This is a genomic window from Clostridium putrefaciens, from assembly GCF_900461105.1.
GTDB lineage: Bacteria > Bacillota > Clostridia > Clostridiales > Clostridiaceae > Clostridium_L > Clostridium_L putrefaciens.
In genome coordinates this window covers 344,074-358,018 of the sequence record NZ_UFWZ01000001.1, presented here as the reverse complement: position 1 = coordinate 358,018, position 13,945 = coordinate 344,074, and the positions used below count along the sequence as shown (strand labels likewise).

General features: G+C 36.9%; 8 protein-coding genes, 1 tRNA gene and 3 rRNA genes. 1 reads left to right on the top strand and 11 read right to left on the bottom strand.

What is annotated here, in order from left to right:
* Positions 1–230: 230 nt before the first annotated feature.
* From DY168_RS01690 to DY168_RS01685, 4 genes are all read right to left on the bottom strand, one after another.
* A complete protein-coding gene (locus tag DY168_RS01690; protein WP_115640192.1) occupies positions 231–1,481 on the bottom strand; it encodes a competence/damage-inducible protein A in 1,251 nt (416 codons plus the stop codon).
* A 279-nt stretch (positions 1,482–1,760) separates the two neighbouring features.
* Positions 1,761–1,898, bottom strand: a complete 138-nt coding sequence (locus DY168_RS14580; protein ID WP_172556233.1) for a hypothetical protein — start codon at positions 1,896–1,898, stop codon at positions 1,761–1,763.
* A 41-nt stretch (positions 1,899–1,939) separates the two neighbouring features.
* Positions 1,940–2,104 (bottom strand): hypothetical protein, encoded by a 165-nt coding sequence (locus tag DY168_RS14575; RefSeq protein ID WP_172556232.1) that lies wholly within the window; start codon positions 2,102–2,104, stop codon positions 1,940–1,942.
* Positions 2,105–2,641: 537 nt separating this feature from the next.
* The gene (locus DY168_RS01685; RefSeq protein ID WP_115640191.1) at positions 2,642–2,881 is read right to left on the bottom strand and encodes a hypothetical protein; all 240 of its coding nucleotides are present in this window, start codon (positions 2,879–2,881) and stop codon (positions 2,642–2,644) included.
* A 382-nt stretch (positions 2,882–3,263) separates the two neighbouring features.
* Between DY168_RS01685 and rbr the strand changes: the two genes are divergently transcribed.
* On the top strand, positions 3,264–3,851 hold the full coding sequence (rbr, locus tag DY168_RS01680; protein ID WP_115640190.1) for a rubrerythrin: 588 nt from the start codon (positions 3,264–3,266) through the stop codon (positions 3,849–3,851).
* Positions 3,852–3,897: 46 nt separating this feature from the next.
* On the opposite strand, the gene fusA is transcribed toward rbr, so the two are convergent.
* From fusA to DY168_RS01645, 7 genes are all read right to left on the bottom strand, one after another.
* A complete protein-coding gene (gene fusA, locus DY168_RS01675; protein ID WP_115640189.1) occupies positions 3,898–5,976 on the bottom strand; it encodes an elongation factor G in 2,079 nt (692 codons plus the stop codon).
* A 223-nt stretch (positions 5,977–6,199) separates the two neighbouring features.
* Positions 6,200–6,274: transfer RNA gene (locus DY168_RS01670), tRNA-Asn, on the bottom strand.
* 29 nt (positions 6,275–6,303) lie between these two features.
* Positions 6,304–6,420, bottom strand: a 5S ribosomal RNA gene (rrf, locus tag DY168_RS01665).
* A 48-nt stretch (positions 6,421–6,468) separates the two neighbouring features.
* Positions 6,469–9,373: ribosomal RNA gene (locus DY168_RS01660) — 23S ribosomal RNA — on the bottom strand.
* Positions 9,374–9,830: 457 nt separating this feature from the next.
* Positions 9,831–11,342, bottom strand: a 16S ribosomal RNA gene (locus DY168_RS01655).
* Together the 16S, 23S and 5S rRNA genes with 1 tRNA gene alongside form the textbook arrangement of a ribosomal RNA operon.
* A 700-nt stretch (positions 11,343–12,042) precedes the next feature.
* A complete protein-coding gene (locus DY168_RS01650; RefSeq protein WP_115640188.1) occupies positions 12,043–12,384 on the bottom strand; it encodes a hypothetical protein in 342 nt (113 codons plus the stop codon).
* A gap of 275 nt (positions 12,385–12,659) precedes the next feature.
* Complete coding sequence (locus DY168_RS01645) at positions 12,660–13,769, bottom strand: M20/M25/M40 family metallo-hydrolase (RefSeq protein WP_115640187.1); 1,110 nt, start codon at positions 13,767–13,769, stop codon at positions 12,660–12,662.
* Positions 13,770–13,945 lie beyond the last annotated feature (176 nt).

Sequence of the window (13,945 nt, the reverse complement as noted above, 5' to 3'; positions counted from 1 at the left end):
TAATTACATTAAAGAGTTATTTAAATACTTGTTTAAATTTCTCTTCCCTTTTTCATACAATTCCTAAAATTCCTCCAGTTTATAACTGGGGGAATTTAAAATTAGTTAGTATAAAATAGTTCTTATGTTTATCCTTAACTTATTTATCATTCACTATTTATTACCTACTATTTATTACCTACTATTTATAAATTGTTTGTTTTAATTTTGCTAGTTATACTTATTTTATATTACTTTGCTACTTGTATCTTATTTAATTCTAGTCTTAAAAAGTTTAGAGCTTCCATAGTAGCTCTAGTTCTTACTCTTTCTCTGCTTCCTTTTATATTAAGTTCCTTTACTAGAGTATTTCCTTTAATATATAACCCTATATATACAAGTCCTACAGGCTTTTCACTAGTTCCACCCTCTGGCCCTGCAATCCCTGTAGTTGAAATACCAATATCTGTCCTCGCACTTTTAGCAATTCCTTCTGCCATTTCTATTGCTGTCTCTTTGCTAACCGCTCCATACTTTTCTAAGGTTTCTTTTTTTACTGATAGCCTGCCCATTTTAGACTGATTTGAATAAGTTACAGCACCTTCAATAAATACCTTAGATATAGATGGAACATTAACTAACTTAGATGATAGCATTCCACCGGTGCAAGATTCTGCTGAAGCTATAGTAAGATTTTCTTTTATAAGTTTCTCACCTACTACTGACTCTAATGTATCTTCATTTGTTCCATAAATATACTTAGCTAATCTTTGCGTAATTTGCTTTTCTAAAGGCTCTATAAGCTTTTTTGCCTCTTTTTCATCCTTTGCCTTAGAAGTAATCCTTAATATTAAGTCAGATTCCTTAGCATAAGGCGCTACTGTTGGATTGGTTTGACTTTCTAGTATATCTTTTATTTCATCTTCCATGGTAGATTCACCTATTCCAAAAAGCCTAATGATTTTAGAATATAAGGTACTATCTGTGGTGTTTTTTAGATAAGGAACCACACTTTCTTTAAACATAGGTATTAATTCTTTTGGTGGTCCTGGTAATACGATTATTATTCCTCCATTTTCACCCTTCATTATTGCTCCAGGTGCTGTGCCATTGTTATTTTTTAAAATGATATCATTTTTAGGGAAGTAGGCTTGTTTTCTATTATTTTCTGTCATCTTTTTTCCTGTCTTATTAAAGTACTGCTCTATATTTTTTAGTTCCTCTTCATTTAATGTTAATTCTTTTCCGAAATACTTTGATGCCATTTCCTTTGTTATATCATCTTTTGTGGGTCCAAGTCCTCCGCTAGTTATAACAACATCGCATCTTTTAAATGCTTCATCAAAGGCTTCTAAAAGTCTTTCACCATTATCGCCTATAACTGTTTGGTGATAAACCTCTATGCCAAGCATTGCTAATTGTTTAGATAAAAACTGAGCATTTGTATTTAATATATCTCCAAGTAGTAATTCTGTTCCAACTGCTATTATTTCTGCTTTCATACTATTAATCTTACCCTCTACTAAAACAAAGGGTAGATAGTCCACTTCCTTTCTTTATTAGTGTGTTTTATCATCATATGTAATAATATTATATCATAATGAATTAAAGCTACCTACCATTTATGATTAAAATGGTAGGTAGTTATATTAAAAACTCTTCCCTTTATATAACTTTTATCAACCATATATATTAAAGGAAGATGTTTATTCTATATTATTGTAGATTTGCAAGGGCAGAACTTGCAATACCTGCACTAATACAATTATATTTATTCTATGTTATTGTAAATCACTTTTTATAGATTGTTTTTTTGATGTTTTATTTTTATTCTTTCCAACTTCCGAAGTAATTGGAATTTGATTATTACATTTTTCAGCACGAGCAACTTTATTGTCGGGTTGACTATCTTTTGTCACATTCTCCCTCCTTTATTAATGCTAGATATAAAGTGTTATATCTAGTGTAATTCTACTGGCTGTTTTGCCTTTTTATTACCTGTTTTTGCTTTTCCCTGAATTTCTGGAACTGGCTCTACTGAATCTTTAGGAAAGTTTTGTTTCTTGTTGCTCTCTGTTCCATGAGGTTGTTTTGGATCTGGTCTTCTCATACCTTTTTTAGCCATATGTGTCTCCTTCCCTTTTATTTATATACATCACAACCTTATTATTACCAACTCCCCTTTTTATATACTCAAAATGAACTTATTATGATTTATCACTAAAAGAAAAAGATAAAAACTCTTAAAATTAAATTTCAAGAGTTTTTTTATATTACTTAACCTTTATTCTGTTTCCATCATGGCTAGTGCAATAGCTCCTATAACGCCCGACTTTTCTCCTAGGACTGAGGGCACAATCTTGCAGGCTGAAGCCATATTTTTAAAACATCTTTAATGTACAACTTATTTTATCCTATCGAAGACTATTTGTCCTACCTTCATTACTCTCCCTCAATATTTAAAATGCTTGTACGGTTTTAAAAGCTCCGTGTACTTCTATAATAATATAATTATAGCATAAAATTAAAATCCTTCACCTCTAACTAATAGAAGGTAATTATCTTTGTATTATATTAACTCTTTATTTTATTTCTAAAGATATAAACTTTATATTATATTAATTCTTTACTTTGATTCCGAAGATATAAACTTTATATGATATTAATTCTTTACTTTATTTGCAAAGATATAAACCTTATTATCATCTCTTATTTCTCTTTTCTTTATATTAAACCCCTTTTCTTTTAACATTGCATATATTATGCCTGTTTCATTTTCATTTTTTCCTTCTAGTGAAATAGTAAACTTATCACTAGTGTCCACAATGTCCATATAATCATTTATATTGCTATATTCATTTAATCCTAAGTAACCTGATATATCCAATTTATAATCCGACATAAAATCTCCACCTCTTTTTCATACTTTTATCTTAACCTTATTGATTATAATAGCTAAAACTCTTTAACTAATCTTCTATTTAATTTGTTAATTCATTTTCATTATGATATACTCTCGTCATAGATGTAGTTTTATTATTAATATAACTTTCCAACATACATTAAGTTTATATATTATCTATAATTTGTCCATGATTAGAAGTTTTATTCACTTATAATTTACAATTATTTTTTAATGTTCAATAGATATATATTTTTACATAATATATAATATATATATACTCTGTACTATTTAATTTTTAAGTTATATAGTGTATACTCTCTGCGCAATTTTTTATTATGCAGAACTTATATAAATTTAAATACACAGGAGGTAATTTAATATGAATTCATTAAAGGGAACTAAAACAGCTGAAAACTTATTAAAAGCGTTTGCTGGTGAGTGTCAAGCTAGGACTAGATATGACTATTATTCTTCTACAGCAAAAAAAGAAGGATATGTACAAATTTCAGATATATTTGCTGAAACTGCTCGGAATGAAAAGGAACATGCCAAAAGATTTTTTAAATTTTTAAATGAAACCTTAAAAGGTGATAAGGTTATAATAAATGATGCCGGTTATCCAGTTATGCTTGGAAATACTAAAGAAAATCTTTTATCTGCCGCTGAAGGTGAGAATGAAGAATGGTCAGATCTTTATCCTTCCTTTGCTAATGTAGCTGATGAAGAAGGCTTTAAAGAAATAGCTAGAGTTTTTAGAAACATAGCAAAAGTTGAAGCTGAACATGAAAAAAGATATAGAACATTATTAGAAAATATAGAAACAAATAAAGTATTTAAGAGAGAAGAAAAATCATTCTGGAAGTGCATTAATTGTGGATTTATAATTGAATCACAAGAAGCACCTAAAGTCTGTCCATCTTGTGATCATCCACAAGAATACTTTGAATTATACTGTCAAAATTATTAATATCTAAAAGAGCTGTGTTCATATGAACACAGCCTTTTTCTTTTTCTTATTCCTTTACTTCTTTTGACTTTTCTACAATCTTTGTTGACTCATGTTCTGGAACTTCTTCATACTTTTCAAATTTCATAATAAAATCTCCCTTTGCCTGAGTCATGGATCTTAAATCTGTGGCATATTTAAGCATTTCTGCTTCAGGAACCTCTGCTATAATCTTTTGAAGGTCTCCTTCCGACTCCATACCTAAAACTTTTCCTCTCTTTTTGTTTAAATCTGCTATTATATCTCCCATATATTCATCAGGAACTATAACTTCAACGGAAACTATAGGCTCAAGTAAAATTGGATTTGCCTTTTCTAAGCCTTTTTTATATGCCATGGAGGATGCAATTTTAAATGCCATTTCTGAGGAATCTACAGGGTGATATGACCCATCATATAATGTAGCTTGCAACTTTATAACTGGATAACCTGCAAGTACTCCCTTATTTAAACATTCTCTCAATCCCTTTTCTACTGCTGGTATAAAATTACGAGGAACAGATCCTCCTACAACTTGGTCTACAAATTTAAAATCTTCATCGTCCTTATTTGCCTCAAACCTTATTTTAACGTCACCATATTGTCCATGGCCTCCAGATTGCTTTTTATGTTTGCCTTGTACATCTGACTTTCCTTTAATTGTTTCTCTATAAGCTATCTTAGGTTCTCTTAATATAACTTCTGCTCCAAATTTATTTTTAAGTTTACTTATTATAATTTCTAAATGAGTTTCACCCACTCCTGATACTATGGTTTCAGCATTTTCCGTATCTCTTTTTATAGTGAAGGTAGGATCTTCTTCTAATAATTTTGTGAGACCTGAAGATATCTTTTCTTCATCTCCCTTAGCCTTTGGAAGTACAGCCATAGATATTACAGGTTTTGGAAAGTTAAACTTGTCATATATTATTTTAAAGGATTGATTACAAAGAGTATCTCCCGTATTTGTAAATTGAAGTTTTGATACAGCTCCTATATCCCCTGCTATTATTTCCTTTGCTAGAACCTGACTCTTACCTCTCATAAAATATAACGAACCTAGTTTTTCTGATCTTTCCTTATTACTATTCCATACTGTAGTATCTTGTTTAATCTTTCCTGTTATAACTCTAAACAAAGACAGCTTACCAACAAACGGATCTGCCACAGTCTTAAATACCATAGCGGAAAATGGATCATTTTCATTTAGTTTTATATATATTTCCTTATCTGAATTTATATCTTTAGCTTTTTGAGGTATTGCATATTCTGGAGACGGGAAACATTCTACTATATCTTCAAGCAAAGTACTCATCCCCATATTTTTAAGTGCACTTCCACACATAACAGGTGATATTTCTCCATCAGCACAACCCTTTATAAGTCCTTTGTATATTTCTTCATCACTTAATAAACCTTCACTAAAATATTTATCAAGTAAAACTTCATCAGTTTCAGCTACAGCTTCCATTATCATCTTTTTACATTCATCTACTTTACCTACTAATTCTTCTGGAATTTCTGATATCTCCATTTCATTACTTTCATTATTAAATACTCTAGCTCTTCTAGATATTACATTTATAACGCCTTTAAAGTTATCTTCACTTCCTATTGGATATTGTATTGGAACTACTGAAATTCCAAATTGATCCTTTAAATTTTTCAAAACTCTTTCAAAATCACTATTTTCTCTATCTAATTTATTTATAAAAAAGGTTCTTGGAAGTTTAATCTTTTTAACATAATTCCATGCCTTTTCTGTACCAACCTGTATTCCAGAAACCCCAGATGTTACTATCATAGCTACATCAACAGCCCTCATACACTGAATAGATTCTCCAATAAAATCAAAATATCCTGGTATATCAATTAAATTAACCTTTGTATCTTCCCATTGAAAGGGTAGTATTGAAGATGATATAGATATCTTTCTTTTCTTTTCTTCTAAGTCGAAGTCACTTATAGTATTTCCTTCCTCTATCTTTCCCATTCTATCTGTAGTTTTAGTGTAGTATAGAAGCGCTTCAGCTAGTGTAGTTTTTCCAGAACCACTATGTCCTATTATTCCAACATTCCTTAAATTCTTAGTCTTATACTCTTTCATCAGAATGCCCCCCCTAATTTAGTTTGAATTATATTATAAATGCTTCTCTTACATTATTATTCTATAGAAGTTACTTCTAACCCTTTTTAATATACGAAATATTGTAAATATTCTTATATCTAATAAGAATTCATATTAAGTATATTTTTAAACAAAAAAATAAAGGATAAATGTTTAGATAACATTTATCCTTTTAATCTTAATTCACTATTATAAATATAATTGGCTCCGTGAAGAGGATTCGAACCTCCAACCTATCGGTTAACAGCCGAGTGCTCCACCGTTGAGCTATCACGGAACATTATTTGTGGTAATCCCGAAGGATATACCCGGCGACGACTTACTCTCCCACAAGGCCTCCCTTGCAGTACCATCAGCGCTTTAGTGCTTAACCATCCTGTTCGGAATGGGAAGGGGTGTTACCACTAAGCCATAATCACCGGATCTTTGAAAGAACTTGTTCTTTCAAAACTGCATATGGTTTAAAATAATTTGGTCAAGCCCTCGACCTATTAGTATCAGTCAGCTTAATACATTACTGTACTTACACCTCTGACCTATCAACCTCGTGTTCTTCAAGGGGTCTTACTAGCTTTTGCTATGGGAAATCTAATCTTGAGGTGGGCTTCACGCTTAGATGCTTTCAGCGTTTATCCCGTCCCGACATAGCTACCCAGCAATGCCACTGGCGTGACAACTGGTACACCAGAGGTCAGTCCATCCCGGTCCTCTCGTACTAGGGACAGCTCCTCTCAAATTTCCTACGCCCGCGACGGATAGGGACCGAACTGTCTCACGACGTTCTGAACCCAGCTCGCGTGCCGCTTTAATGGGCGAACAGCCCAACCCTTGGGACCTACTTCAGCCCCAGGATGCGACGAGCCGACATCGAGGTGCCAAACCTCCCCGTCGATGTGGACTCTTGGGGGAGATCAGCCTGTTATCCCCGAGGTAGCTTTTATCCGTTGAGCGATGGCCCTCCCACGAGGTACCACCGGATCACTAAGTCCGACTTTCGTCCCTGCTCCACTTGTAGGTGTCGCAGTCAGGCTCCCTTCTGCCTTTGCACTCTTCGAACGATTTCCGACCGTTCTGAGGGAACCTTTGAGCGCCTCCGTTACTTTTTAGGAGGCGACCGCCCCAGTCAAACTGCCCACCTAACAATGTCCGGCACCCAGTTTCATGGGTATCCGTTAGAACCTCAGTACTGTCAGGGTGGTATCCCAAGGATGACTCCACTGAAGCTGACGCCCCAGTTTCTCAGTCTCCCACCTATCCTGTACAGACAATACCGAAATTCAATGCTAAGCTACAGTAAAGCTCTACGGGGTCTTTCCGTCCAATCGCGGGTAGCCAGCATCTTCACTGGCACTACAATTTCGCCGGATTTGCAGTTGAGACAGTGCCCAAGTCATTACGCCATTCGTGCGGGTCAGAACTTACCTGACAAGGAATTTCGCTACCTTAGGACCGTTATAGTTACGGCCGCCGTTTACTGGGGCTTAAGTTCATACCTTCGCTTACGCTAAGCATTCCCCTTAACCTTCCAGCACCGGGCAGGCGTCAGCCCCTATACTTCAGCTTTCGCTTTAGCAGAGACCTGTGTTTTTGCTAAACAGTTGCTTGGGCCTATTCTCTGCGGCCTACTTGCGTAGGCACCCCTTCTCCCGAAGTTACGGGGTCAATTTGCCGAGTTCCTTAACTGCAATTCTTCCGATGGTCTTAGGATTCTCTCCTCATCTACCTGTGTCGGTTTGCGGTACGGGCACTACTTTGCTCCCTAGAGGCTTTTCTTGGCAGCGTGGAATCAGATACTTCGGTCAAAATGACCTTCCCCATCACACCTCAGAATTGCCTGAACGGATTTTCCTATCCAGACTCCCTAAGTGCTTAGACTAGCATCCAATAGCTAGCACATCTTATCCTCCTGCGTCACCCCATTGGTAATAACGCTACATAGTGGTATCGGAATATCAACCGATTGTCCATCGCCTACGCCTTTCGGCCTCGGCTTAGGTCCCGACTAACCCTGGGCGGACGAACCTTCCCCAGGAAACCTTAGATTTTCGACCACTAGGATTCTCACCTAGTTCTCGCTACTTATGCCAACATTCTCACTCCTGTACCGTCCACCGCTCCTTTCGGTACGACTTCAGCCAGTACAGGACGCTCCTCTACCGCGTACATAAATGTACACCCATAGCTTCGGTGATAGATTTTAGCCCCGAACATCTTCGGCGCGGGATCTCTCGACTAGTGAGCTATTACGCACTCTTTTAATGAGTGGCTGCTTCTAAGCCAACATCCTAGTTGTCTTTGAAATCCCACATCCTTTTCCACTTAATCTATACTTTGGGACCTTAGCTGATGGTCTGGGCTGTTTCCCTTTTGACTACGGGCCTTATCACTCGCAGTCTGACTGCCGGACTAATAGTATGTGGCATTCGGAGTTTGATAGAGTTTGGTAACCTATACGGCCCCTAGCCCATTCAGTGCTCTACCTCCACTACTCACATCCGACGCTAGCCCTAAAGCTATTTCGAGGAGAACCAGCTATCTCCGGGTTCGATTGGAATTTCTCCGCTATCCACAGCTCATCCCATGGTTTTTCAACACCAATTTGGTTCGGTCCTCCACAGAATTTTACTTCTGCTTCAACCTGGCCATGGATAGGTCACCCGGTTTCGGGTCTACGACATGCAACTATTTGCCCTATTAAGACTCGGTTTCCCTTCGGCTCCGTACCTTAAGTACTTAACCTCGCTACATATCGTAACTCGTTGGCTCGTTCTACAAAAAGCACGTCATCACACACATAAGGTGCTTTGACCGGTTGTAGGCACACGGTTTCAGGTTCTATTTCACTCCCCTTCCGGGGTTCTTTTCACCTTTCCCTCACGGTACTTCTTCACTATCGGTCATCAAGTAGTATTTAGCCTTGGGAGGTGGTCCTCCCTGCTTCCCACAAGGTTTCACGTGTCTCGTGGTACTCTGGATCAGATCTTAGGCTTTATCCTTTCGTCTACGTGGCTATTACACGCTGTGGCTCAACTTTCCAGTTGTATTCGACTAAAATTACCGCCATGTTAATGATCTGTCCGCAACCCCAGAAATAAATTTCTGGTTTGGGCTCTTTCCTTTTCGCTCGCCGCTACTCGGGAAATCGAATTTTCTTTCTCTTCCTCCAGGTACTTAGATGTTTCAGTTCCCTGGGTGTACCCTTATATACCTATTTATTCAGTATACAATACATGGGGTTTACCCATGTGAGTTTCCTCATTCGGAAATCTTCGGTTCACAGCCTATTTGCGGCTACCCGAAGCTTATCGCAGCTTATCGCGTCCTTCGTCGGCTCTTGATGCCAAGGCATTCGCCATGTGCCCTTTGTAGCTTGACCTTCGTTCGTTATAACCTTCGCACTACTTCGTTAGCTGCCTCAGTCTGGTGCTCATTTACGTTAGTAAATTCCGCTCCTCCTTCGTTGCTTCCTCGTATTACTCAGTTCTAACTTCACTCAGAGAGTTTTTAAAAGTTTAATCATATTAAAATACAATTAAAGCTTAGTAAATAATCAATGAGTTATCATTTCAATCTTACAAAAGATTTTTCTTTTTAAAGTTTTACTTTGCTTTTAAACCATATGCAGTTTTCAAAGAACAAAAGCAGACATCCAAAATCTACGATTTTGAGATGGTCGCTTTCATCTCCATTAGGAGATGTTTCATTAAACCTTAATTTACACTAAGACTTAAATCATGAAAGATACTTGATCTTTCAAAATTGAACAGAAAGATAAATTCCAGCTAGTATTAAGAGTTATAGACTAGCTATAATCTTAATACAGTTCTCCATAGAAAGGAGGTGATCCAGCCGCAGGTTCTCCTACGGCTACCTTGTTACGACTTCACCCCAATCGCTGACCCTACCTTCGGCCGCTGCCTCGCTTACGCGTTAGCACACGGACTTCGGGTATTGCCAACTCTCATGGTGTGACGGGCGGTGTGTACAAGGCCCGGGAACGTATTCACCGCGACATTCTGATTCGCGATTACTAGCAACTCCGGCTTCATGTAGGCGAGTTTCAGCCTACAATCCGAACTGGGACGAGTTTTTTGAGTTTTGCTCCACCTCGCGGTATTGCGTCTCGTTGTACTCGCCATTGTAGCACGTGTGTAGCCCTAGACATAAGGGGCATGATGATTTGACGTCATCCCCACCTTCCTCCTGGTTAACCCAGGCAGTCTCGCTAGAGTGCTCAACTAAATGGTAGCAACTAACAATAAGGGTTGCGCTCGTTGCGGGACTTAACCCAACATCTCACGACACGAGCTGACGACAACCATGCACCACCTGTCTTCCTGCCCCGAAGGGCTTCCCTAATTACAGGTAATTCAGGAGATGTCAAGTCTAGGTAAGGTTCTTCGCGTTGCTTCGAATTAAACCACATGCTCCGCTGCTTGTGCGGGCCCCCGTCAATTCCTTTGAGTTTTAATCTTGCGATCGTACTCCCCAGGCGGGATACTTAGTGTGTTAACGACGGCACGGAGGATTGGTATCCCCCACACCTAGTATCCATCGTTTACGGCGTGGACTACCAGGGTATCTAATCCTGTTTGCTCCCCACGCTTTCGAGCCTCAGCGTCAGTTATGGTCCAGAAAGTCGCCTTCGCCACTGGTGTTCTTCCTAATATCTACGCATTTCACCGCTACACTAGGAATTCCACTTTCCTCTCCCACACTCTAGATACCCAGTTTGGAATGCAGCACCCGGGTTGAGCCCAGGTATTTCACATCCCACTTAAGTATCCGCCTACGCTCCCTTTACGCCCAGTAAATCCGGACAACGCTTGCCACCTACGTATTACCGCGGCTGCTGGCACGTAGTTAGCCGTGGCTTCCTCCTCGGGTACCGTCATTATCGTCCCCGAAGACAGAGCTTTACGACCCGAAGGCCTTCATCACTCACGCGGCGTTGCTGCATCAGGCTTTCGCCCATTGTGCAATATTCCCCACTGCTGCCTCCCGTAGGAGTCTGGGCCGTGTCTCAGTCCCAATGTGGCCGATCACCCTCTCAGGTCGGCTACGCATCGTGGCCTTGGTGAGCCGTTACCTCACCAACTAGCTAATGCGCCGCGGGTCCATCTCATAGCGGATTACTCCTTTAATAACTTTATCATGCGATAATGCTATGTTATGGGGTATTAATCTTCCTTTCGGAAGGCTATCCCCCTCTATGAGGCAGGTTACCCACGTGTTACTCACCCGTCCGCCGCTAAGTTATTCCCGAAGGAATAACTTCGCTCGACTTGCATGTGTTAAGCACGCCGCCAGCGTTCGTCCTGAGCCAGGATCAAACTCTCAATTTAAAAGTATACTCCAAATCTTCGATTTGGCGTGGACTTTTACTCCTCAGCTTTGCTGAGTGAGTTTCCATTTTCAGAATATCTGAATCTAGATTCTCTAAGTAAGTTTAATCTACTCAATTACATAATTCAAAAGAATTGCTGGTCTTTGTATATCTTTTCTGTTCAATTTTCAAAGATCATGTACTTCTTTGTCGAAGTACTTTGTAAGTATATCATCTGTTTTCTTAGTTGTCAACAAGTTTTTTTAGAAACTTTAATTTCTTTATACATTGTAGTCAACTTTTGATGAATCTTGTGCGACTCTCTCGAGTGCTCATTTATAATAACATGATACTAACTTGATGCAATGGCTACTATATACCGTATAGGGTAATTATATTCTAATTTCATCTATTTACTATTTATATCTAACTATATCTTAAGCAGATACACTAGGCAGTGTTTTTGTTGTAATGTCTCCTCAATATTTTAAAATAAGTGATTACATCTTAAATCTTTCCTATTATGCACCTAATTTACTCTAATGTTTTTATAATATATTGCTAATACGAGTCCTAACAAGGCATATTAATTTACTTTAACCACAGTTATACTTATATCTTTATAACCTAACGACTTCAAAATAACTATAATAGTCAATAAGACCCATCTAATTATTGAAATAACAATAACTAGATGGGTCTTAACCACGACTATATATCTATATACCTTTTTCTCTTCTTATTCCCTTTAAAGGTTTATTGTAAACTCTATTCTTTCTATACAGCATAGTTGTTTGGTAAGATTTATCATCAAACCCTTCATCTTGTTTTAAGCCTTCATTTTTTATATTTTGTTTAACCTTACTCATAATATCTTTTATATTAAACTTTTTATCCCCTTTACAGCTACACTTTGTAGCACTGCCCATATATTCCTCAAAATTACTAGATACATTTTCTTTTGCACCTTGTTTTAATTTATACGCTACGGCTGCCGCTGCTGTTGCAGTTCCCAATATCATCATAGTACTAAATAAACCACTACTTTTCTTTCTTCTCATATCCTTCACCATAGATCCTTTAAGACTTTTAATATCTTAATAATATTAAATATCTTCAATCCATGACTCGCCTCCTTTTATAATAATAATAAAACTATACTCTTATTTCTATATTATAACCTAAAGCTCAACAATATATAATTAACTTGTATTTTATAAGTCACAGAAAAACCTATTCTTATTTTAGTATTGTTATAGCTCAATATCTACTTATTAAGGTGGAAATATATTATGCAAGTTATATCAAAACTCAAGTAGCGTAAATTTAATAACTTCTAAGCAAGTTTTATAATTTCTAAAACAAGCTTTGAAGCATTTACTAAGTCTTCTATCTTCATGTGTTCTTCTAACGTATGAGCTTTTCTTTCTCCTATACCAAGGTTTATAGCTTTAATTCCATTTCCATTTAATATGTTAGTGTCACTTCCACCACCTGTAGCAGCTGTAAATGACTTAACACCTATATTTTTACAAGCCATCTTAGCATGATCTACAATTTCATCTTCTTCTGCTACAACAAAAGGTCCGTAAGCTCTTGTAGTTTTTATTTCTACCTTTCCACCAAAGCTTTTTGCTGCATTTTCAAAACACTGAACCATATGAGCTGTTTGCACATCCAACTTTTCGCTACTTAGACTTCTTGCCTCTGCATTTATAATTATTTCAGGACATACTATGTTTGTTACTTTACCACCATTTATAGTTCCTATATTAGCGGTAGTTTCTTCATCAATCCTTAGTAGTTTCATATTAGAAATAGCTTCTGATGCAATCTGTATGGCGCTTACCCCTTCTTCTGGACAAACTCCAGCATGGGCAGGTTTACCTATTACTTTTACATCTATCTTATCTTGCGCCGGTCCTTTTATTACTATTTGTCCTACATCTCCGCCACTATCTAATACAAAGGCTCTTTTTGATGATATCTTGTTATACTCAAGATTCTTAGCTCCAAACAATCCACCTTCTTCAAATATAGTAAATACTAATTCAATCGGTCCATGAGTTAAATCATTTTCTTTTATTACTGTTAACGCTTCAACAATAGCAGCAATTCCTGCTTTATCATCTCCACCTAAGATAGTTGTGCCATCACTATATATTATATTATCTTTTATAATAGGCTTTATCCCTTTTCCAGGGCTTACCGTATCCATGTGACAACTAAATAAAACAGGCTCTCCACTCCTTGTTTCCTTTAGCTTTGCTATAATGTTACCACTATTAGATCCTAATTTTTCCCCAGCATTATCTCTATATACCTCTAACCCTAAGACTTTTAATTTATTTTCTATAAAATCTGCAAACTCCTTTTCATTCTTAGTTTCGCTGTCAATTTGTACATATTCCATAAAACTTTCCACTAATCTTTGTTTTTTAATCATAGTAAAGTACCTCCAATTCAATATTTTAAATTTTATTTACTACTAATATTATCCCATATTTATGAGAGTTCGTAAATTATCTTTGTTATACATATTTAAATAGGCTCTTCAAGTATTAACCTTGAAAAGCCTATTTTATATAACTTACTATATTTAATCTTACTATATAACTTACT

Coding starts and splice junctions, on each gene's coding strand:
- DY168_RS01690 (WP_115640192.1), bottom strand. CDS start 1,481: ATGAAAGCAGAAATAATAGCAGTTGGAACAGAATTACTACTTGGAGAT.
- DY168_RS14575 (WP_172556232.1), bottom strand. CDS start 2,104: ATGGCTAAAAAAGGTATGAGAAGACCAGATCCAAAACAACCTCATGGA.
- DY168_RS01685 (WP_115640191.1), bottom strand. CDS start 2,881: ATGTCGGATTATAAATTGGATATATCAGGTTACTTAGGATTAAATGAA.
- rbr (WP_115640190.1), top strand. CDS start 3,264: ATGAATTCATTAAAGGGAACTAAAACAGCTGAAAACTTATTAAAAGCG.
- fusA (WP_115640189.1), bottom strand. CDS start 5,976: ATGAAAGAGTATAAGACTAAGAATTTAAGGAATGTTGGAATAATAGGA.
- DY168_RS01650 (WP_115640188.1), bottom strand. CDS start 12,384: ATGAGAAGAAAGAAAAGTAGTGGTTTATTTAGTACTATGATGATATTG.
- DY168_RS01645 (WP_115640187.1), bottom strand. CDS start 13,769: ATGATTAAAAAACAAAGATTAGTGGAAAGTTTTATGGAATATGTACAA.